Below are 20,251 nucleotides of genomic sequence, written 5' to 3' on the forward strand. Positions count from 1 at the left end.
TGCCGGTCCGCCAGTGCCGCCCCCCCGGGGGCCGCGCTCCGCGCGGTAGGGGGGGATTGGATTCTCATGGAAATATTCGGCATCCCTTTGCAGGCCTTACTGGGCCAATTGCTGCTGGGGCTGGTCAACGGCTCGTTCTACGCCATGCTGTCCCTGGGACTGGCGGTCATCTTCGGCTTGCTGAACGTGATCAACTTCGCCCACGGCGCGCTGTACATGATGGGCGCCTTCACGGCCTGGGCGGGCATGAACTACCTGGGCCTGAATTACTGGGTGATGCTGATCCTGGGCCCCATCGTGGTGGGCATCTTCGGCATCATCATCGAGCGGCTGCTGCTGCGCCACCTGTACCGGCTCGATCACCTCTACGGCCTGTTGCTGACCTTTGGCCTGACCCTGCTGATCGAAGGCCTGTTCCGCAGCGTCTACGGCGTCTCCGGCCAGCCCTATCCGCCGCCTGACGCCCTGCGCGGCGCGACCAACCTGGGCTTCATGATCCTGCCGAACTATCGCGCGTGGGTGGTGGTGGCGTCCCTGGTGGTCTGCCTGGGCACCTGGTTCGTCATCGAACGCACCCGCCTGGGCGCCCTGCTGCGCGCCGGCACCGAGAACCCGCGCCTGGTCGAGGCCTTCGGGGTCAACGTGCCGCGCATGGTCATGCTGACCTACGGCTTCGGCGTGGCCCTGGCGGGCTTTGCCGGCGTGCTGGCCGCGCCCGTGCTGCAGATTTCCCCGCTGATGGGATCGAACCTGATCATCGTGGTGTTCGCCGTGGTGGTGATCGGCGGCATGGGCTCCATCCTGGGTTCCATCCTGACCGGCCTGGGGCTGGGCGTGATCGAGGGCCTGACCAAGGTCTTCTGGCCCGAAGCGTCCAGCACCGTGGTGTTCATCATCATGGCCATCGTCCTGCTGCTGCGTCCGGCCGGCCTGTTCGGGAAAGAAAAATGAATCGACAAACCGCTGTCTATGTCGTCCTGGCCGTCCTGCTGGCCCTGCTGCCCTACGCGGGGGTATATCCCATCTTCGCCATGAAGGTGATGTGCTACGCCCTGTTCGCCTGCGCGTTCAACCTGTTGCTGGGCTTCACGGGTCTGCTGTCCTTCGGCCATGCGGCCTTTCTTGGCGCGGCCGCCTACGCCACGGGCCACGCGCTGAAGATCTGGGGGCTGCCCACGGAAGCCGGGCTGATCTTCGGCGTCGCGGTCGCGGCCTTGCTGGGCCTGGTGATCGGCGCCCTGGCCATCCGGCGCAGCGGCATCTATTTCGCCATGATCACCCTGGCCATGTCGCAGATGGTGTTCTTCTTCTTTCTGCAGGCGCACTTCACCGGTGGCGAGGACGGTTTGCAGAACGTCCCGCGCGGCCTGCTGTTCGGCTTCATCGACCTGAGCAAGGACATCAACCTGTACTACCTGGTGTTCGGCCTGTTCGTGATCGGCTTCGGCATCATCTGGCGCGCCATCAACTCGCCGTTCGGGCAGGTGCTCAAGGCCCTGCGGGAGAACGAACCGCGGGCGATCTCGCTGGGCTATGACGTGGAACGCTTCAAGCTGCTGGCATTCGTGCTGTCGGCGGCCCTGGCGGGCCTGGCCGGATCGGCCAAGACCCTGGTGTTCGTGTCGGCCACCTTGTCCGATGCCACCTGGCAGATGTCGGGCCTGGTGATCCTGATGACCCTGATCGGCGGCATGGGCACGTTCCTGGGCCCGGTGATCGGCGCCTTCATCGTGGTGCTGCTGGAAAACAAGGTCGGCGACTTCGGCCAGGCCATGGCCAGCTGGACCGGCGTGGACTGGTTCAGGCAGCTCGGCGAGTCGGTCACCATCGTGATCGGCCTGATCTTCGTGATCTGCGTGATGGCCTTCCGCCGCGGCATCGCCGGCGAGCTGCAGGCGCTGGTCGACCGGCGCCGCCTGGCCCGCAACGTTTAAGCCGTTTGCAAGTTTGAAAAAGCGTCCTCTTGGGGACGCTTTTTGACTTGGGGCCGTCCGGCGTCGAAACAAAAAAAGGCCTCCCCTAAAGGGAGGCCCAAGACGTAGTGGTCACGTTACAGCACTACATCACTGCTCTGTCGAGCGCCGAATCTGGCTGGCCCATGGCTGCGCCAGCCACACACAGGCTATCAAGCAAATGTTGTGGAATTCTTTGATCCCGGGTCGAAACCGCCGATAGCGCGTGTCACGTAGCCCGGCTACGATTGGAACCATCCGGGTAGGCAAGCCACTTGCGGGCGGGGTGAAAATCCATCCGCTCGCGCGATCGAAAAAATTGGCGCAGAATAGGGTCTGGATCAGTCTTATATAAGACATAAGACCAGGGTGATCCCCTGGTCGGATCCTCAGTCTACGCGCCGCCGGCTAGCCGTCTACCCATACGGATGACAAGCCTGCCGAAACGCCTGAAAATGGCAGTTTTTCGCGGACAACAACCACGGAGTCCATCATGCCGCACAACACGTTCGACACCCTCAAGACATTCAAAATCGGTGGCAAGTCCTGTCAGTACTATTCCCTGCCTGCGCTGGGCAAGGCCCTGGGCGTGGACGTGCAGCGTCTGCCCGTCTCGCTGCGCGTCGTGCTGGAATCGGTACTGCGCAATTGCGACGGCCAGAAAGTGACCGAGGAACATGTCAAGCAGCTGGCGAACTGGCAGCCGACCGCCAAGCGCGAAGAAGAAATTCCTTTCGTCGTCGCGCGCGTGGTGCTGCAGGATTTCACCGGTGTGCCGCTGCTGGCCGACATCGCCGCCATGCGTTCCGTCGCGGCGAACATGGGCAAGGATCCCAAGGCCATCGAGCCCCTGGTGCCGGTGGACCTGGTGGTCGATCACTCAGTGATGATCGATTACTTCGGCACCCAGAAAGCGCTGGACCTGAACATGAAACTGGAATTCCAGCGCAACCAGGAACGCTACCAGTTCATGAAGTGGGGCATGCAGGCCTTCGACACCTTCGGCGTCGTGCCGCCGGGCTTCGGCATCGTCCACCAGGTCAATCTCGAATACCTGGCCCGCGGCGTCCACCAGGACAAGGCCAATAACGTTTACTACCCCGACTCGCTGGTGGGCACCGACAGCCACACCACGATGATCAACGGCATCGGCGTGGTCGGCTGGGGTGTGGGCGGCATAGAAGCCGAAGCCGGCATGCTGGGCCAGCCCGTGTACTTCCTGACCCCCGACGTGGTCGGCGTGGAACTCAAGGGCAAGCTGCGCGGCGGCGTCACCGCCACCGACCTGGTCCTGACCATCACCGAAATGCTGCGCCGGGAAAAAGTGGTCGGCAAATTCGTCGAATTCTGCGGCGAAGGCACCGCCAGCCTGTCGGTGACCGACCGCGCCACCATCGGCAACATGGCGCCGGAATACGGCGCCACCATGGGCTTCTTCCCGGTCGACGAACGCACCATCGAGTATTTCAAGGGCACCGGCCGCACGGAAGAAGAAATCGCCGCCTTCGAAGGCTATTTCAAGGCGCAGAAGATGTTCGGCGTGCCCAAGGCCAAGGACCTCACCTTCTCGAAGCTGCTGACCTTGGACCTGTCCACCGTGGCGCCTTCGCTGGCCGGCCCCAAGCGTCCGCAGGACCGCATCGAGATCGGCAACGTCAAAAACACCTTCATCGACCTGTTCTCCAAGCCGGTCGCCGAAAACGGCTTCAACCAGCCCGCCGAGAAGCTGGCCAAGGTGTACACCACCAGCGCCAAGACCAAGGTCAAGAACGGCGACATCCTGATTGCCGCCATCACGTCCTGCACCAATACGTCCAACCCCAGCGTGATGCTGGCGGCGGGCCTGCTGGCCAAGAAGGCGGTGGAAGCCGGCCTGAAGATACCCAAGCACATCAAGACGTCGCTGGCCCCCGGCTCGCGCGTGGTCACCGAATACCTGACCAAGACCGGCCTGCTGCCCTATCTGGAAAAGCTGGGCTTCGACGTGGCCGCCTATGGCTGCACGACGTGTATCGGCAACGCCGGCGACCTGACGCAGGACCTCAACGAGGCCATCGTGTCGGAGAACCTGGTATGCGCCGCCGTGCTGTCGGGCAACCGCAACTTCGAGGCGCGCATCCACCCGAACATCAAGGCCAACTTCCTGGCGTCGCCGCCTTTGGTCGTGGCTTACGCCCTGGCGGGCACCGTCACGCGTGACCTGATGACCGAACCGGTCGGCAAGGGCAAGAACGGCGACGTCTGGCTGGGCGACATCTGGCCGTCGACCGAGGAAGTGCAGGACCTGTTGAAGTTCGCGCTGGACCCGGCAGGTTTCCGCGCCAACTACGGCCAGGTCAAGTCCAATCCCGGCAAGCTGTGGGAGAAGATCAAGGGCGTCAGCGGCGAAACCTACAACTGGCCTTCTTCGACCTATATCGCCGAACCGCCCTTCTTCGACGGCTTCGGCATGGAACCCGGCGCGATTCCCGTCATCAAGGGCGCGCATGCCCTGGGCATCTTCGGCGACTCGGTGACCACCGATCACATCTCGCCGGCCGGCTCCATCAAGGAAAGCTCGCCCGCGGGCAAATGGCTGAAGGAGCACGGTGTATCCAAGGCCGACTTCAACAGCTACGGCTCGCGCCGCGGTAATCACGAGATCATGATGCGCGGCACGTTCGCCAACGTGCGTATCAAGAACCTGATGATTCCGGCGGCAGCCGACGGCAGCCGCTTCGAAGGCGGCGAAACCCTGTACCAGCCGTCCGGCGAACAGATTTCGATCTACGACGCCGCCATGCAGTACATCGCCGCGGGCATCCCGACGGTGGTGTTCGGTGGCGAAGAGTACGGCACGGGTTCCTCGCGCGACTGGGCCGCCAAGGGCACGCAGCTGCTGGGCGTGAAGGCCGTGGTGGCACGCAGTTTCGAACGTATCCACCGCAGCAACCTGGTCGGCATGGGTGTGCTGCCCTTGCAGTTCAAGGGTGACGACAGCGCGCAGACACTGGGCCTGACCGGCGAGGAAACCTTCGACATCAGCGGCCTGGAAGCGGGCATCCGTCCGCAGCAGGACGTCACCTTGACCATCCACGGCAAGGACGGTTCCAAGCGCGACGTGCAGGTGCTGCTGCGCATCGATACGCCGATCGAAGTCGACTACTACCAGCATGGCGGCATCCTGCCGTTCGTGTTGCGTCAGTTGCTGGCGAACGAGCCGGCCGCCGCTGCCGCGGCCTGAGTCGGGGCAGTATCGAGAAGGGCTGGGAGCTTGGGCTCCCAGCCCTTTTTTCATGACCGAGTCTGGTGGCACGGCTCGGCGAGTTTTACGTTTTTCAAATGCCGGAGCGATGGCGATTTTTCCTATGAGGCCCCGGGAAATGCGGTTCGGCGTGTGTCGACAGGGCGCATCCGAGTGAGACAAAAAAGCGCTCCGTGCGTAGGAACGCGGCCGCGAGCCTCGCCACGAAGAGGGACTTCGCGGCGCAAGGCAGCTACGTGCGCCGCGTCCGTTCACCTTATCCCGGAGGCCGCCTTGCCCAATCTGATTGGCGATTCCAGTTCGCTCGACTTCCCTATCCACATCCCGCCGCTCAATCCTGAGCATTCGGACACTTCCGAAGCGGAGTTCCCCTTGCACCGCGCCAGTCCTGTGCCGGACATAAGCCACAGAGCACTGACTTCAAGTGCAAGTCGCCGCTCCCGACACAGCTCCCGGAACGCCCAGATTGAGCGCATCGAATACCGCCCCCAGCACGAGTGCCGAATAGCCGCCAAGGAAATGCTGAGGACCGGCGAAATAGCGACCTACCCGATCTTCGGCGATATGCCCGACATACCGTCGCCACGATCGAGCATGTCCGCAGAATGCACGGACACCTGCTCCAGCATCGGGCAGATGTCCGGCCAGGACGGCGTCGAGGCCGCTACCAATGCGGAGGATGCCGTGCGTCCGCCCGATGCGGTGGAGCGAAGCTGGACCGCCTTGCAGCGCAACTGGGCCGACGTGAAGGGCGCGCCGCGGGCGGACGTGGCCAGCCGCGCCGATGCCTTGTACGAAGCCTTGATGTCGCATGCCGAGGAACGCTCACCCGCGTCAGCGGCCATCGTCGCAAAAGCGCTCGCGAAAATGATGGAATGCACGGCAACGGCTGATTACGCCAGCATGCGCCAGGCGCTGTTCGACGACATGTTGAATCCCGGTCTGAACGACACGAGTCTTGAATGTTCGCGCGCGCTTGCGCGTCTCAAGGATCCTGGGGACGAAGCCCGCCAGGCCATCCTCGGCCAAACGCACAAGCTGCTGGCGGCATCCAGGTGGTTCCGCAAAGGACGCAACAAGAACGCGCCGCAATCCCTGAACGACGCCCGCGCCGTGGCCGCCGGACTGCTCGACACGCTGGGCGGCAAGTGCTACGACCTTATCGTGCAGCGGGAATGGCGCGAGAGCATCGAGGCAGCGGCAAGCGCCGTCGACACCATGCTCACCCTTCCCGCCAGCCAGCACGATGCCGCCGGCGCTCAGCTCGTCCGCGCGCTGCGCAAGATGCGCGGCGCCGTCGACACGCTGGACTTCGAACAGTCGATCGCCGCCAGGCACCGATCGCTGATCGACGGCCTGCCCGCGGGCCTGAGGACGAAACTGGAAAGCCTGGTCGGCATCGACGCCGCGCGGGATGGCGCCGCGCCGGACGAGTCTTCGACGCATGTCAGGCGCTTGAACGCTTTCTTCGACACAGCGCTGCGCAAGTACGAACCCGACGAGCGCATGCGCGAGAAACTGCACATCTTCTACGGCAAACTATGCAGGGGGATATCCCGTCTGGCCTCGACCGGCTCGGGCCTGACACAAGCGCGTTCAACCCTTGCCGACGGACCAGGCACGCCATTCCTGGAGAGCGGCTACAAGCGCTCGCCTACCCTGTTGCGGCGCCTGTCCAGGCTGCGTCAGTGGCTGCGCGGCTCGGATAAAAAGGCGCAGCTCCACACCCACAACGAAATCAAGGATCTGGTGGATGGGCTGGTGGGCAACAAGAACGTGCATCAAAACAAGCTGGACCAGCACCGGGTCATGCTGAACGACCTGCTCACGCCGGCCGTGGATGAGACGCAGACAAGGAGCCAGCGACGTGCCGACGCCCTGGCGTATCTGGACCACACCTTGCGCAAGCTGACGCCGCGGGAGATGCAGACCTTGGAAACGATACTGACGGGCTCGCATGAGCTGGCGCCGGCGCTGGGGTCGTCGCCTGACCTGCACGCGGCCCTGGAGCGCAGCCTGACGCGGGAAATCCACATCCGTGACCTGATGCACCACGTGGATAAGATCGAGACCGCGCTGAACCTGGGCCGTTTCGGCGATGCGCGAATCAAGCGGCGCGGGCGCGCGCTGATTGCGGCAGCGGACGATTACCACACGGCCGCGGCCAGGGTGCCGGATGACCTCAGCGCGTTCGAGTTGACGAGGCTGGCGCTGCAACGCCGGCAGGAGCTCGAACCGAGCGGCGCCGGCGCCTTGAAAAACAAGGGTCTGGTCGCCTCGGCCTTCAACGATATGAATCGCGTGCTGGGCCACAAATCCGAGGACGGCAGGCGCAGCCGCCGGCACCTGCTCGACGTCTGCGCCTACGCGGCGCGAGTGGCGTAGCGCGCGTCAATCCAGGCGGATGTTGCCCTTCTCGACCACTTGCGCCCAACGCTTGCGCTCGGAGGCCAGGAAGGGATCCAGCTGCTCGGGCGCCATGATATTGACTTCGGCGCCTTGCTCGTTGAGCTTGGACTTGATGTCGGGCAGGCTCATGATGCGGGCCAGTTCCTTGGACAGCCGCGCCACGGCGTCAGCCGGCATGTTCAAGGGCGCCACGACGCCCTGCCAGGTGCCCGACTCGAAGTCCGTCACGCCCTGTTCGGCGATGGTGGGCACGTTGGGAATCTGTGGCATGCGGCTGCGCTTGGACACCGCGATTGCCTTGAGCTTGCCGCTCTGGACGTAGGGCAAGGTGGCCAGCATGCCGTTCATGATGATCTGCGTCTGGCCGCCTATGGTGTCCGTGACGGCCTGGGAGCCGCCCTTGTAGGGCACGTATTCCCACTTCGCGCCGGTGGCCTGCTCCACCGCGACGCCGGCCACGTGGGGGGCGCTGCCCATGGCGGTCACGGCGAAATTCAGGCGTTCCTTCTTCGACAGGGCGACCAGTTCCGGCAGGGTATTGGCCGGCACTGACGGATGCACCGCCAGGATGTGCGGGGAGTACGCCAGCATGCTGACGCCGCGCAGGTCCTTGTTGGGATCGAAGTTGAGCTTGGTGTAGACGGACGGGCTGATCACCAGGGCGCCGAGATCACACAGCAGCAGGGTGTGCTTGTCGTCGGATTGGACGACCATGGCGGCGCCCAGGTTGCCGTTGGCGCCCGGACGGTTGTCGACGATGACGGTCTGCTTCAGGGCTTCAGCGAGCGGCTGGCTGACCAGGCGCGCGATGATGTCGGACGAGCCGCCGGCCGTGTAGGGCACCAGCAGGCGGACGTTGCGGTTGGGCCAGGCGGCTTCTGCGCGCAAGGCGGGGGCGGCGACGCCGAGCGCGGCTGCGCCAGCGGCCGTCAGGAAATGACGACGGTTGATAGACATGTAACTCCTCCACGCACCGGTTCGATGCGCTTTCTTCTTATAGGATGTCGGATGACGTGGAAGATTCTGCCTTTCAACTTTGACAGCGTCAATATGGCAATTGTTAGGGATTTCGCTTGCTGCCTGTGGTCGGCGCACAGGCCCGTTTGCCTTACTCGTATGACAAGTGAGAGGTTGCGGAGGGCTGCTTTTATTCCCACAGGTGGGAAATTCATCCCCCGCCTGACGGCGGGGATGGGTGATGTGGGATCAGGCGGTGGCAGTCAGGGGTTCGGCGCGGGTCGGGGTGGCGTCTGCCAGCTCGCCGAACTGGTAGGCGTCCATGGCCAAGGCGCCGTAGGCGACTTCGTCGAGCAAGCGGACGCCGGGGCCTTCGCCGGCGCCCCAGGCCACGTAGAAAGGCATCAGATGTTCGTCGCTCGGATGCGCCTGCGCGGCACCGGGCGCACGCGTTTCCCAGGCCAGCAGCGCCTCGGTGTCGCGGGCCGCGATGTGTTGCGCGAACCAGGACTGGAATGGCTCCACGTACGGCAGCGGAGCCGCATCGTGACCACGCTGCACATGGCGCAGGTTGTGCGTCAGCGATCCCGAACCGATGATCAACACGTTCTCGTCCCGCAGAGGACTCAGCAACTGGCCCAGCTTGTATTGCGCGGTAGCATCACGGCCGGCGTCCAGCGCCAGCTGCACCACGGGCACGTCGACATCCGGGTACAGATAACGCAGGGGCACCCACGCGCCGTGATCCAGGGGCCGCTTCGGATCGTCATGCACGGTCAGGCCAGCCCCGCCCAGCAGACCGGCCACCCGCCCCGCCAGCTCGGGCGAACCGGGCGCGGCGTATTGCAGGGTATAGAGCTCCTGCGGGAAACCGCCGAAGTCATGCCAGGCCTGCTGGCGATCGCGCGTGCTGACCGCCAGGCCGTGGCCCATCCAATGGGGCGACACCACCAGGATGGCATCCGGCTTGGGCAAACGTTGCGCCCACTCGGCCAGCGCAGGGCCGGTGCGGCCGGGGTCTACCGCCAGCATGGGGGAGCCATGGGATACGAAAAGCGTGGGCCAGCGCATGGTGGCCTCCTTTGGAGCAATGAGGGGATGACGCAAGTATGATTGTTTTCCCTCGCGCAATAAATGCGGCGGGATGCTTTTGAAAATTCCCCGTTGCGCAACAATGTTTTCTAGCTTGCCGGCGGACGCCTCGGCCGGCACGACCAACGCCGGACACACGCCGCCGTCCGGCCGGCGGACCCAACCGCCCTTCCCTTACACTATGGGGTTACGCAAGTTATCCCAGGACACCCGGACCCTCATGCCCCGCGCTCGCAGCAATACTCCTCCCCGCCTGACACGTGATGCCACCCGACTGGTATCGCTGGCGCTCGCGCTCAACAGCTCCGGTAGCCGCGTCGAAGACATCTTCTGGGAAGAGCAACTGAACGTGGCCATTCCCAAGCTGCTGCGTGCCGGTAACGATGCACCGCTGGACACCGCCCTGGACCATCTGGCGCAGGCCAACCCGGGCGCCTACGAGATTCTGGTCGAGCAGGCGGAAACGCTGACCGAATCGACGATCATCGAGAAAAACGGCGTCAGCTACGACGTGCTGCTCTTCGTCGCCCCGGTCGTGGCGTGGACCCGCTACGCCATCCCCACGGGCCCCGTGCCCGCCCCCGCGCTGCAAGCGCTGACCGCGCAACTGCACGGCCACGTCCTGGCTGAAAACGTGCGGCTGAGCCTGCTCCCCAACCTGGTCAGCATCGACCAGATGCCGCGCACGTTCTCCGAAACCTGGCACTGGCTGCAACGCCTGGGCGCGCAAGCGCTGGGCGCCGAAACCGTGAAGCCGACCCTCAACGCGGAAGCGGAAACGGCCAATATGCTGGCCGACACCCGCTACCTGGTCGGCGCCGCCGCCGTGCCCCACCGTACGGCCCTGTTCCGCTGGCAGGAGCAGCCCGGCGAAGCCGGCGCCACGCGCGAAAGCTGTCTGGCACGGTGGATCGAACAGGCGCAACCCACCCTGGCCACCCTGCTGCCCGGCTGCGGCATCGAATGCCTGTTGCCCGACGCCTACTACGTCAACAATCGCGAAGCCGACCGCCGCGTGCGGCCGCTGGCCCTGCGCGCCGCCGTCAACTGGCTGGAGTCCTCGGTCAATCTGCAGCCCAACCAGCTGCGCGCCGTGATCGCCGGTTGCGGCGAAACCCGCATCGATGAATACCGCGTTTCCTTCACCGCGCGCAGCAGCAACGACGTCATGTACGGCTGCGTCTGGCCGCTCTACGGCCGCGAGGACGAAGAAACCGAACACGAAGGCGCCAACCCCGTCGAAGAAATCGCGGCCTTGCTGAAGGACCTGGGCGTGGTCGAAGTGCGCCGCATCCCGGGCGTGCTGCCCATGGATTTCTGCGAAGACTGCGGCGCGCCCTATTTCCCCAACCCCCTGGGCGAAATGGTGCATGCCGAACTGCCGGACGACGCGCAGGCCGGCCCCGCCCATTTCCACTGACCGCGGTACGGCGCCACTGTGCTCGCCGATCTCTTCTGCAAGCGCGTCGACAACTACGGCGACATCGGTGTCTGCTGGCGGCTGGCCCGCCAACTGACGGCCGAGCACGGCTGGCGCGTGCGCCTTTGGGTGGACGACCTGCCGGCTTTGCGACGCCTGGCACCGGACACGGACCCGCATGCCGACAGGCAGACCGTGGCCGGCGTCGACGTGCTCGCCTGGCGTGACACGCTGACTGGCCTGCCCGCCCCCGGCGACGTCGTCATCGAGGCCTTCGCCTGCGATCCGCCCGCTGCTTTCCGGGAAGCGATGCGCGCCAGCCAGCCACTGTGGCTGAACCTGGAATATCTCAGCGCCGAAGACTGGGTGGCGTCCTGCCATGGCCTGCCTTCGCTGCAGCCCGATGGGCTGTCCAAGTATTTCTTCTTTCCCGGGTTCACGCCGGACACGGGCGGCCTGCCGCGCGAGCGGGGCCTGAGCGCGCGGCGCGACGCCTTGCAGCGCCAGCGCGGCGCCCAGCGCGACTTCCTCGCCGGCCTGGGCCTGTCCGCAGCCACCTTGGCGCACTGGGAAAGCGGCGCCCTGCTGACCACCTTGTTCTGCTATCCCGACGCCCCCGTGGACGCGCTGCCGGCCGGACTCTTCGCGCCGGCGCGCACGCCGCTGGGCGGCGCCTGGTCCGATGGCGGACGGCCGGCGCTGGTGCTGGTCCCCGACGGCGTGGCGCCTGGCCTGGATGACGCCGACATCGCGCCCCATTTCGGCGTCACGGTGGCGCGCATCCCTTTCGTCAGCCAGGACGACTACGACCGCCTGCTGTGGTGCGCCGACCTCAACTTCGTGCGGGGGGAAGACTCCTTCCTGCGCGCGGCCTGGGCAGCCCGGCCGCTGGTCTGGCAGATCTACGTTCAGGAAGAGCAGGCGCATCTGGTCAAGCTGCAAGCGTGGCTGGCGCGCTACAACCCGCCGGCGCCCGCGCGCGCCCTGATCGAGGCCTGGAATGGCGGTGGCGGCGTGTTTCAGGATCCCACTGCCGGGACGGCGCCATCCGCCGCCCCCGCCGCGCCCCAGGATTCGCAACGCGCCCGCCATGATGAGGTCGCTGGCGCCCTCGCCGCGGCCCTGGCGCCCGCTGCCTGGGAAGCCTGGCGCGCCCGTGCGGCGGCCTGGGATGCGGACTATGCCCAGCAGTCCGGTCTGGCCGACCGGCTGGTCGCCTTTTGCGCAAAACAGCGCGAAAAAGGTTAGAATCATGGGCTTTGCGGCTATTTACCTCCCGATTTTCGCCGCGCCCTTTTCTTTTCGTCGGTGGCTAGTCCATGCGGCGACACCATGGTGCTGATAGTGCCGGCGGTGTTTGGGCGACGTGTACACGGGACGGTGTAGTCAGGCGGACATGGCAATGGTGCCAGCGACGCCAAAGTTTGGCGTCCATCCCGCAGGGCTGGGCCAACCCACAAGATACCCGGAGTTTTATAGATGAAAACCGCTCAGGAATTGCGAGTCGGCAACGTGATCATGGTCGGCAAGGACCCGCTGGTGGTTCAGAAGGCCGAGTACAACAAGTCGGGCCGTAACGCGGCCGTGGTGAAGCTGAAGTTCAAGAACCTGCTGACGGGTTCGGGCAGCGAATCGGTCTACAAGGCCGACGAAAAGTTCGACATCGTCGTGCTGGATCGCAAGGAGTGCACGTACTCCTACTTCGGCGACCCGATGTACGTCTTCATGGACGAAGAGTACAACCAGTACGAGATCGAAGCCGACAGCATGGGCGACGCGCTGAACTACCTCGAAGAGAACATGCCCGTTGAAGTGGTGTTCTACGACGGTCGCGCCATCTCGGTCGAACTGCCGACCACCATCGTGCGCGAAATCACCTACACCGAGCCGGCCGTGCGCGGCGACACCTCGGGCAAGGTGCTCAAGCCCGCCAAGATCAACACCGGCTACGACATCAACGTGCCGCTGTTCTGCGCCATCGGTGACAAGATCGAAATCGATACGCGTACCAATGAATACCGCAGCCGCGTGAACTGATCACCCGCAACGGTGATGGTTGAAATAGAGCTCCCTGACGGGAGCTTTATTTTTGGGCGTGACAGAAGCCTTGTGCCAAGCGCCCCGCCCGGCTTGGCCCGGCGAAAAAAAAGCGAATCCCTGGATTCGCTTTTTTATTTCCCGCGGGTAAACGGGTTTACTGCAGGCGTTCGTCGTCGAAAATATCGGGCAAGCCAAGCACGTCGATGCCTTCGTCAGCCAGTTCCGCGCGCTCCTCGGGGGTCGAGGTGCCGCGGATGGCGCGATCCTCGGACTCGCCGTGGTGGATGCGGCGCGCTTCTTCCGCGAAGCGATCGCCGACGTTGTCGGCCCGGCGCACCATCTCGCGCACCTGCTTGAAGATGGCGGCCTGCAGGCGCGCCATCTGCATCGATTCCGACGGCGGGGCCTCGGCCACGTCCTGCATCAGCGCGCGCCCGCTGGAACGCGCGGCCTCCGGCTCGCGGAAATGGCCGACATTCAGGCGCGGCGCGGAGAGACGCTTGATGACCCTGTCGCTGCCGCACAGGGGGCAGGACACCAGGCCACGCGCCTGCTGGCTGTCGTAATCATCGTGCGACGCGAACCAGCCTTCGAATACATGCCCGTGTTCTTCGCACTGCAGGTCAAATACTTTCATATCACTTACCGCTATTGCCCGTCTTGCGCTTCGACGTCGTGTGCTTGGCCGGCTTGGCGGCGGGCTGGGAGACATCGGCCTGCTGCGCCTGCAAGGCATTGATCTGACGCTGCAGGTCACGCAGTTGCTGACGCACGTCCTGCTGCTGCTCGGTGAGGGCCTGGGTTTCCTGGCGGGCCTGCTCCTGGCGGGCGATCACCTGGGTTTCCTGATCCTTGCGCAGCGCGGCGTCGGCTTGCAGCGTGTTCAGCTCGGCATTGCGCTTGGCCAGCAGGCGTTCATTGCGAGTGTATTCCGCCTGCAGCTTGATGCGCTGGATGTCGGCGGATGCCAGGTCGGCGGACTGGTTCGAGAACGCACGGTAGGTCGATTCCGCCTGGTTTTCCGAACTGGTCTTCAACACACGCCAGAAATTCTTTTGCTGGAACAGGGCGACGTAGTAGGTCAGGTCCTCGCCCTTGAACAGCAGGCTGGCGCCGTAGCTGCCATTGTAGGTGGTGCGCAGTTCGGTGACCTGGCGCGACTGGATCAACTGCTGCAGTTCAGCCACGGTGGTGGATGCCGGCGGCGCGGCGGGTGTCGCAAGAGGCGCCGGCGCCGAAGCGGGCGGCGTCACCGGGGCGGCGGGATCCTTGCTGTCTTGCTCTACCTGAACCACGGCGGGACGCTTGTCCGGGGTCTGCGCGCTGGCGCAGGCCATCAGGCCCGTAAGGGTGCCGGCCATGACTACCATCCGGCCCACGATACGCAGGGATACACGCTTCATGCAGTCCTCTTTCTTTTCACCCTCTGGGGGTGCTTTGTAATTCATTTGTTACGAATAACAGCCGACCGGCAATCATAAACGGAAAAAAACAATGCGGCGCTCTTCAATTGCATAAATCGTCCGCTTGTACGTGGGGTTGGGGTTTTCTCCCCCGGGGAGAGAGGGCTCAGGGCCCCGGTGGGCCCTGAGCGTCTGGGTCCGGGGGCTGGGCCGTGCCAAGCACGGCCAGCTTGGCCAGGCCAGGCCAGGCCAGGCCAGGCTTGGCTTGGCTTGGCTTGGCTTGGCTTGGCTTGGCTTGGCTTGGCTTGGCTTGGCTTGGCTTGGCTTGGATTGGCTTGGATTGGCTTGGATTGGCTTGGCTTGGCTTGGATTGGCTTGGCTTGGATTGGCTTGGATTGGATTGGCGAAGCCAAGCCAATCATTGCTCTGCGCGAGCAGCGGCCTGGAGGGATAACGGGCGCTCGTCATGGCGTCTCGGCGACGCCGTCTGCTAATTCTCCCTGGCCTTCGGCCAGCTGGAATTTGCGCATTTTCTCCCATAGGACCTTGCGGCTGATGCCCAGCATGTGGGCGGTGTCCTGGCGGCGCCAGCCGTTGGCTTCCAGCGCGGCGACGACACGCGCGCGTTCGGCCTGCTCGGCCGGCGTGAACGGGGCGCGTGGCGCGGCGGGCTCGGGCTCGCGAACGGCACTGGTGCCGGCACCCACGCCGTCAACACTGACCGGCCCCATGCGCTCGAAAACCCGCTCGATCCGCTCCCTGTCCCACTCGCGAAACTGGCGCCGGATGATGCCCACCCGCTCCACCAGATTGGACAATTCCCGCACATTCCCCGCAAACCGGGTGCGCGACACCCGGTCTATCAACCAGTCCGGCACGCTGACGGTGTCGCCCGGCAGGTAACGCTCCAGCAAGGCCTTGAAGATGGCCGCCTTCTCCGCCGGACCGCGCGCCTCAAGATTGGGCACATACAGCTCGATCACGGCCAGGCGGTAATAGAGATCCGCCCGGAAAGCCCCCTCCGCCACCAGATTGCGCAAGGTCTTGTTGGTCGCCGCCACCAGCCGGAAGTCGACGGTGACCTCGGCGCTGGACCCCAGCCGCGTCACGGTGTTCTGCTCCAGCACCCGCAGCAGCTTGACCTGCTGGTACAGCGGCAGATCGCCGATTTCATCGAGGAATAGCGTGCCCCCGTTGGCCTGCTCGAAATAGCCTTTGTGCGCGCCCACCGCCCCGGTGAACGCGCCTTTGGCATGGCCGAAGAAATGCGCCTCGAACAAACCTTCCGGGATGGCGCCGCAATTGACCGCCACGAAAGGACCTGCCGACCACGACGCATGATCATGCAGCAAGCGCGCGACGCGCTCCTTGCCCACGCCGGTTTCACCATGGATCAACACACTGGCGCGGCAGTCGGCGAAAGTCTGCGCTTCGGCCAGCAGCCCGCGCATGGCTTCCGACACCGCCACCAGGGGACGCGGCGCCCGTGCCGCGGCCCGATCGGCGGCGTGCGCGATGCCTGCCAACCGGAACAGGAAAGAACGCAAGGCCGCGCCGGTGAAGGACAGCGGCAAGGTATAGGAATACGCCGGCGGGTAATAGCGCGGATCGCGATTCCTTTCCTCGGACGCGACCCAGATGACGGGTATGCCCTGCGTGGCCAGCCAGTCGTAGCCGGAAGAACGCGCATCGCTCATGACCGTGACGGACACCAGCGCGACGGCCGGCCGCGCGGCCTCGCGGGGCGGTGGAAAGGTCAGCCCGGCATCGGCACGGATCACGCTGACGTCATAGCCGGACAGGCACCGCTCGGCGCGCGAGGCAATGTCCGACGTGCCCTCCCACACGTAGAGGTCTATCTCTTCGTGGATGGTCATTTCGCTGGTGGGGTCAGTAGACAAGCTGCACCCCCTTGCCGTTGCATTGCAGGGACATCAGTTTGACGTCGACGCTGTTCAGGTTGAGGCCGATGGTGTTGTTGATCAGGCCGAGGACGGCGTCGCCGATGGAATTGAGCACGGGCTGCAGCATGTTGAACAGCGGACCCAGGATCCCCAGCAACACATTGGAAAGCGTCGTGCCGGCGTTGGGCGTGTTGGTGAAGGATTTGGCGATCTCGCCGATGCAACCGGACTCGCTGCCGCCGTAGCCGCCAAGCAGACTGGCGGTCGCGCAGTTGTTGGTCGGCAGCAGCGCACCCACGATGCCGTTCAAGACGCTGCCAAGTCCATTGACCAGGCCGGTCAGCAGGTTGCCGACGCCGGTCAACAACCCGGCATTCGGCTGCTGGTTGATGTAGCCGCCCAGGTTGTTCGAGGCATTCTGCGACAGCTTGATCGCTGACTGCCACAAGGCGTTGCGGCAGTTGTAGCCGGAGGCGCCGCCGGCAGAGGGATCGCAAGTGTTGATCTGGCGCGCCTGGCTCCACAGATCCGTGGCCAGCGCGGTACCGACCTTGGCGGGCTGGGTGCCGGCTCCCGTTTGCGCCGAGCCGCCCAGCAAGGCGGTCAACACGGCATTGGTGATGTTCTGCACCGCGGTGCCCAGGGGCAGGGACGTCAAGGCCACCGTGGAAGTCTGCCCTGCCCTCATGGTTGTCGACGTCGGTCCGTTGACCAGCGGATTCAGGGTGATCTTGTTGTTGACGCCCATGTCGATGCCGGCCACCGTCAACGTCAGCAACTGCTTGTTCTTCAGGCCGACGCTGCAGCGCTGCGACGTGGAGAACGCGCTGGCCTGGGTCAGGTCGCCGATGCACGTATCCAGCACCGAGGTCGTCACCGCGATGGTGGCGAGGTCGCGTCCGGCGCTGTCCTGGGTGGTGCACAGGTCCGTCAAGGTGCCCTGTCCCGTCACCAGGTCGATGACGATAGGCAGGTCCACGCCGAAAGCGAGCACGTTGCCCAGCAGCTTGATGGTGGGGATGGTAACGCGCAGGAACACCCGCACCTGCGCGGAATAGGCCGTGGTGCCGACGCCGCCGATGGCGATCTGCGCAGGCTCCATCACGCTGAAGGCAGGCGTGATGTTGACCAGGCCAAGGATGCTGATGGGCGCGCTGCCCTGGATCGCGTGCTGGCCGGTCGCCACGCCGACGGCAGCAGCGATCAGATCCAGCGCATTGATCTTCGTGTTCAGTGCCGACGCGCCATCAGGCGCCGTGATCTGCGCGAACAGGCTGCTGGTACGGCCGGCCACCGTGGAACCCAGGGTGACGTTCAGGGAGCTGAGGCCCAGCTGCGTCTTGATGGTATTGACCAGCGTCACGTTGGCGGACAGCAGGCCGCTCTGTCCGCCAACCACGGCCACGGCGTCCAGCAGATTGTTGAGCGACACCGAGTTGGCGGCGAGCAGGCTGTTCAGCTGCGCCACCGTGACATCGGTGGACACGTTGATACCCAATTGCTTGAGCAAACCGGCCGGCGTGATCTGCACGCTGGCCAGGCCGGCGTCATAGCCGACCAGCACTGTCTGGCTAAGGTTCAAACCGACCGCGGACAGCAGATTGATCAGCGTGCCCGGTTGCTGGCGCGTCGTCACCAGCGTGGTGCCCACCGAGAACGCCGCCACCGGCTCGCCTGGCCGCGCCGCCACCGACTGCACCGCGATCGACTTGCTGCCCATGAAGGGCACCAGCGAGTTGACGTTGCGGTTGATCGTCACCATCACGGCATTGAAGCGTTGGCCCGCCGTGGGCGCCGCCAGATGGCGCGGATCGGCGGTGTTGTGGACCGGATCCCAGCGCCAGCAGTTGGCGGCGATGTCCGCCGCGCCCAGTTGGCCGGCGAAGTTGGCCTGCGCGGCCGATGTCGCGGCCGTGGTGGCCGTGGCGCAGCTTAGCGGGCCGCCATTGCCCAGGATCTGCGCGCCGGTCAGCGCCGCCAGGTCGGCGGCTTTCTGCATGTCGCGCTGGACGTAGAACAGGTAGCCGATCTGCACGCCACCCAGCAACAGGACCAGGATGAACAGCCCGATGGCCGCCGGCGCCAGGATGGATCCTCGTTGGCGCTGGCGGGAAGACAGGGGGCGGCGTGGGCTGAACATGCGGGACTCAGGTGGTCTGGAGGTTGTCTTGCGGGTCTACATTGCGGGTTTGCGTTGCGGTTTGTGCGTTGCGGATTTCTTGCGTTGTGCTTTCTGCATTGTGGGTTTTGCGTTGCGGCCAAGGCGTGGCGTGCATCACGCCGCGGCGATGCGGCGTTGGTCGAGCAGGTAGCGAGCCCACGTTCATTGCCCGGACGATGACGATCCTCCGCTGGCATCGACGCGCTCGCGGAACCATTGCGGGATGGGCTGGTTGAAGCTGTTCAGGTAACGCTGCCACGACGCGGTGGCGATGGGGCCCAGCATGGGCTGCGGCGGCGCCGCGCGGCGGCCGTCGGCCTGGGCCGCCATGAGCGCGCGGGTGATGCCGCCCGCGCCGGCGGGGCCTTCATCGGCAGGCGCGGCCGCGGTCGCCGACGGGCGCGGCGCGGCATAGGCCGGGCCGGCCGGCGGGGCTGCCGTATCGGCACCCGTCACGGGCATGGGGGTGTTGACCTGGCGGACCACGGCGCGGTCCGGCATGGGCGCGGCGGCGGGGTCAGGCGCGGGCATGGATCCCGTCAGGGGGGCATTGCTTTGGGCCAGCGCGCCGCCTGCGCTCAAGGACAGCAGCGCGGCGGACAGGGCAAGAGAGATTCGGCGCGAGATCATGGAGCGCTCCAGTTCAAGGTTGGGATGCCGGCGCCTGGGCGCCAAAACGGTCCATCACGGGTTGCAGGCCGAAGGGCGCGGCCACGGCAGCTGATGCCGCAGTTGCCGGTGACTGCGCGTCCGCTGACGCGCTGGCGCTGGGGCTTGGGCCGCCGTTGGCGGCCGACGCGCTCGCCGCGCCCGGCGCCTGGACGGGCCGGCCAGCGGCATCCACCGCGCGCACCAGCGGCCGGCTGGCGCCGCCGTCCGCGGCCGCGATCGCGCGGGGCACCGGGGCCCCCGCCGCGGCCACGGGCACGCGGGCGGGCGCCGTCGACACCCGGATTTCTTCGGCGAGTTGGCGGACGCGCGCGCGGACTTCCGGCGTCAGCCCCGCCTGGTCCATCACCCGCTCGGCGCCCGCGTTATCGCCTTCGCGCAGCAACAGCAAAGCCAGGTTGCCAAGCACCTTGGCGTTGGCGGGATCCAGTTCCGCTGCCTGCCCCAAGGGCACGCGCGCCCCCGCCGCGTCGCCGGCCCGCAAGCGGGCATAGCCCAGGTCACTCAATACCAAAGCGTCCGTGGGATAAGCCGCGGCGGCCTTGGCCAAATCGGCGGCCGCCTGACCGTAATCCCCGCGCGCGCCCGCCAACAGGCCCAGCCCACGCCAACCACTGCCGGCCTGCGGACCATTCAGCAACCCCCGATAGGCCTCTTCCGCCGCCGGCGCCTGATCGGTCAGCCGCAAGGCGTCCGCCCGCAGCCGCGTTACCTCCGGCGTGTCGCCGAACTGCTGTCGATACGCATCGATATACGCCAGCGAGGCGAACCACCGCCCCTGGTCCTGCGCCTGCCGGATCATGGACAGGATCAGCGCCGGTTGCGTGGGCCGGTTGGCGCGTTCGACCTCGTCCTGCTTCTGCTGGATCATGGCCTGCTTTTCCTGCTGCTCCCGGTAGACATCCAGCGCGGATGGCTCACGGCTGGCGCAGCCCGCCAGCAGCATTAGCGTGGCCATACCACCCGCCAGGACGCTACGCCCGAACGCGGCACACGCAAC

The 20,251-nt window shown here is 65.5% G+C and carries 15 protein-coding genes; 7 read left to right on the forward strand and 8 right to left on the reverse strand.

Annotated features, from left to right (window positions below; all coding sequences use genetic code 11):
• The first annotated feature begins 66 nt into the window (after nt 1–66).
• The 4 genes from ASB57_RS14270 to ASB57_RS14285 all read left to right on the forward strand — a co-directional run bounded on the left by ASB57_RS14270 (nt 67) and on the right by ASB57_RS14285 (nt 7,581).
• Entirely contained in the window at nt 67–951 is an 885-nt protein-coding gene (locus ASB57_RS14270) for a branched-chain amino acid ABC transporter permease (RefSeq protein WP_057652826.1), read from the forward strand.
• The gene (locus ASB57_RS14275) at nt 948–1,934 is read left to right on the forward strand and encodes a branched-chain amino acid ABC transporter permease (RefSeq protein WP_057652827.1); all 987 of its coding nucleotides are present in this window, start codon (nt 948–950) and stop codon (nt 1,932–1,934) included. Before ASB57_RS14270 ends, ASB57_RS14275 begins: the two co-directional genes overlap by 4 nt.
• 511 nt (nt 1,935–2,445) lie before the next feature.
• Complete coding sequence (gene acnA / locus ASB57_RS14280; RefSeq protein WP_057652828.1) at nt 2,446–5,175, forward strand: aconitate hydratase AcnA; 2,730 nt, start codon at nt 2,446–2,448, stop codon at nt 5,173–5,175.
• Nucleotides 5,176–5,790: 615 nt separating this feature from the next.
• Nucleotides 5,791–7,581 (forward strand): hypothetical protein, encoded by a 1,791-nt coding sequence (locus ASB57_RS14285; protein ID WP_156414169.1) that lies wholly within the window; start codon nt 5,791–5,793, stop codon nt 7,579–7,581.
• Between the two features lie 6 nt (nt 7,582–7,587).
• Here the strand turns inward: ASB57_RS14285 and ASB57_RS14290 are convergent, their stop codons facing one another.
• Nucleotides 7,588–8,562, reverse strand: a complete 975-nt coding sequence (locus ASB57_RS14290) for a tripartite tricarboxylate transporter substrate binding protein (protein WP_057652830.1) — start codon at nt 8,560–8,562, stop codon at nt 7,588–7,590.
• Nucleotides 8,563–8,811: 249 nt separating this feature from the next.
• Nucleotides 8,812–9,633, reverse strand: a complete 822-nt coding sequence (locus ASB57_RS14295; RefSeq protein ID WP_057652831.1) for a class III extradiol ring-cleavage dioxygenase — start codon at nt 9,631–9,633, stop codon at nt 8,812–8,814.
• Nucleotides 9,634–9,874: 241 nt separating this feature from the next.
• On the opposite strand from ASB57_RS14295, the gene ASB57_RS14300 reads away from it, so the two are divergent.
• From ASB57_RS14300 to efp, 3 genes are all read left to right on the forward strand, one after another.
• Nucleotides 9,875–11,074 (forward strand): DUF2863 family protein, encoded by a 1,200-nt coding sequence (locus ASB57_RS14300; protein ID WP_057652832.1) that lies wholly within the window; start codon nt 9,875–9,877, stop codon nt 11,072–11,074.
• A gap of 18 nt (nt 11,075–11,092) precedes the next feature.
• On the forward strand, nt 11,093–12,322 hold the full coding sequence (gene earP, locus ASB57_RS14305; protein ID WP_057652833.1) for an elongation factor P maturation arginine rhamnosyltransferase EarP: 1,230 nt from the start codon (nt 11,093–11,095) through the stop codon (nt 12,320–12,322).
• Nucleotides 12,323–12,553: 231 nt separating this feature from the next.
• The gene (gene efp, locus ASB57_RS14310; RefSeq protein WP_057652834.1) at nt 12,554–13,111 is read left to right on the forward strand and encodes an elongation factor P; all 558 of its coding nucleotides are present in this window, start codon (nt 12,554–12,556) and stop codon (nt 13,109–13,111) included.
• A 157-nt stretch (nt 13,112–13,268) separates the two neighbouring features.
• On the opposite strand, the gene ASB57_RS14315 is transcribed toward efp, so the two are convergent.
• From ASB57_RS14315 to ASB57_RS14340, 6 genes are all read right to left on the reverse strand, one after another.
• Nucleotides 13,269–13,751: a DUF1178 family protein gene (locus ASB57_RS14315; RefSeq protein WP_057652835.1), complete on the reverse strand. Its 483-nt coding sequence runs from the start codon at nt 13,749–13,751 to the stop codon at nt 13,269–13,271.
• Between the two features lies 1 nt (nt 13,752).
• The gene (locus ASB57_RS14320) at nt 13,753–14,517 is read right to left on the reverse strand and encodes a DUF2968 domain-containing protein (protein ID WP_057652836.1); all 765 of its coding nucleotides are present in this window, start codon (nt 14,515–14,517) and stop codon (nt 13,753–13,755) included.
• Between the two features lie 464 nt (nt 14,518–14,981).
• Nucleotides 14,982–16,394, reverse strand: coding sequence for a sigma 54-interacting transcriptional regulator (locus ASB57_RS14325; RefSeq protein ID WP_057652837.1), 1,413 nt, complete (start codon nt 16,392–16,394; stop codon nt 14,982–14,984).
• A gap of 13 nt (nt 16,395–16,407) precedes the next feature.
• Nucleotides 16,408–18,561: a TadG family pilus assembly protein gene (locus ASB57_RS14330; RefSeq protein WP_057652838.1), complete on the reverse strand. Its 2,154-nt coding sequence runs from the start codon at nt 18,559–18,561 to the stop codon at nt 16,408–16,410.
• Between the two features lie 183 nt (nt 18,562–18,744).
• The gene (locus tag ASB57_RS14335) at nt 18,745–19,212 is read right to left on the reverse strand and encodes a DUF3613 domain-containing protein (RefSeq protein ID WP_057652839.1); all 468 of its coding nucleotides are present in this window, start codon (nt 19,210–19,212) and stop codon (nt 18,745–18,747) included.
• A 13-nt stretch (nt 19,213–19,225) separates the two neighbouring features.
• The gene (locus tag ASB57_RS14340; RefSeq protein WP_156414170.1) at nt 19,226–20,209 is read right to left on the reverse strand and encodes a tetratricopeptide repeat protein; all 984 of its coding nucleotides are present in this window, start codon (nt 20,207–20,209) and stop codon (nt 19,226–19,228) included.
• Between the last annotated feature and the right edge of the window lie 42 nt (nt 20,210–20,251).

Source organism: Bordetella sp. N (genome assembly GCF_001433395.1).
Lineage (GTDB): Bacteria > Pseudomonadota > Gammaproteobacteria > Burkholderiales > Burkholderiaceae_B > Bordetella_C.

Bases quoted from the DNA above. Each gene is read 5' to 3' on its own strand.
- ASB57_RS14270 (WP_057652826.1), top strand. From the start codon at position 67: ATGGAAATATTCGGCATCCCTTTGCAGGCCTTACTGGGCCAATTGCTG.
- ASB57_RS14275 (WP_057652827.1), top strand. From the start codon at position 948: ATGAATCGACAAACCGCTGTCTATGTCGTCCTGGCCGTCCTGCTGGCC.
- acnA (WP_057652828.1), top strand. From the start codon at position 2,446: ATGCCGCACAACACGTTCGACACCCTCAAGACATTCAAAATCGGTGGC.
- ASB57_RS14285 (WP_156414169.1), top strand. From the start codon at position 5,791: ATGTCCGCAGAATGCACGGACACCTGCTCCAGCATCGGGCAGATGTCC.
- ASB57_RS14290 (WP_057652830.1), bottom strand. From the start codon at position 8,562: ATGTCTATCAACCGTCGTCATTTCCTGACGGCCGCTGGCGCAGCCGCG.
- ASB57_RS14295 (WP_057652831.1), bottom strand. From the start codon at position 9,633: ATGCGCTGGCCCACGCTTTTCGTATCCCATGGCTCCCCCATGCTGGCG.
- ASB57_RS14300 (WP_057652832.1), top strand. From the start codon at position 9,875: ATGCCCCGCGCTCGCAGCAATACTCCTCCCCGCCTGACACGTGATGCC.
- efp (WP_057652834.1), top strand. From the start codon at position 12,554: ATGAAAACCGCTCAGGAATTGCGAGTCGGCAACGTGATCATGGTCGGC.
- ASB57_RS14315 (WP_057652835.1), bottom strand. From the start codon at position 13,751: ATGAAAGTATTTGACCTGCAGTGCGAAGAACACGGGCATGTATTCGAA.
- ASB57_RS14320 (WP_057652836.1), bottom strand. From the start codon at position 14,517: ATGAAGCGTGTATCCCTGCGTATCGTGGGCCGGATGGTAGTCATGGCC.
- ASB57_RS14325 (WP_057652837.1), bottom strand. From the start codon at position 16,394: ATGACCATCCACGAAGAGATAGACCTCTACGTGTGGGAGGGCACGTCG.
- ASB57_RS14330 (WP_057652838.1), bottom strand. From the start codon at position 18,561: ATGTTCAGCCCACGCCGCCCCCTGTCTTCCCGCCAGCGCCAACGAGGA.
- ASB57_RS14335 (WP_057652839.1), bottom strand. From the start codon at position 19,212: ATGATCTCGCGCCGAATCTCTCTTGCCCTGTCCGCCGCGCTGCTGTCC.
- ASB57_RS14340 (WP_156414170.1), bottom strand. From the start codon at position 20,209: ATGGCCACGCTAATGCTGCTGGCGGGCTGCGCCAGCCGTGAGCCATCC.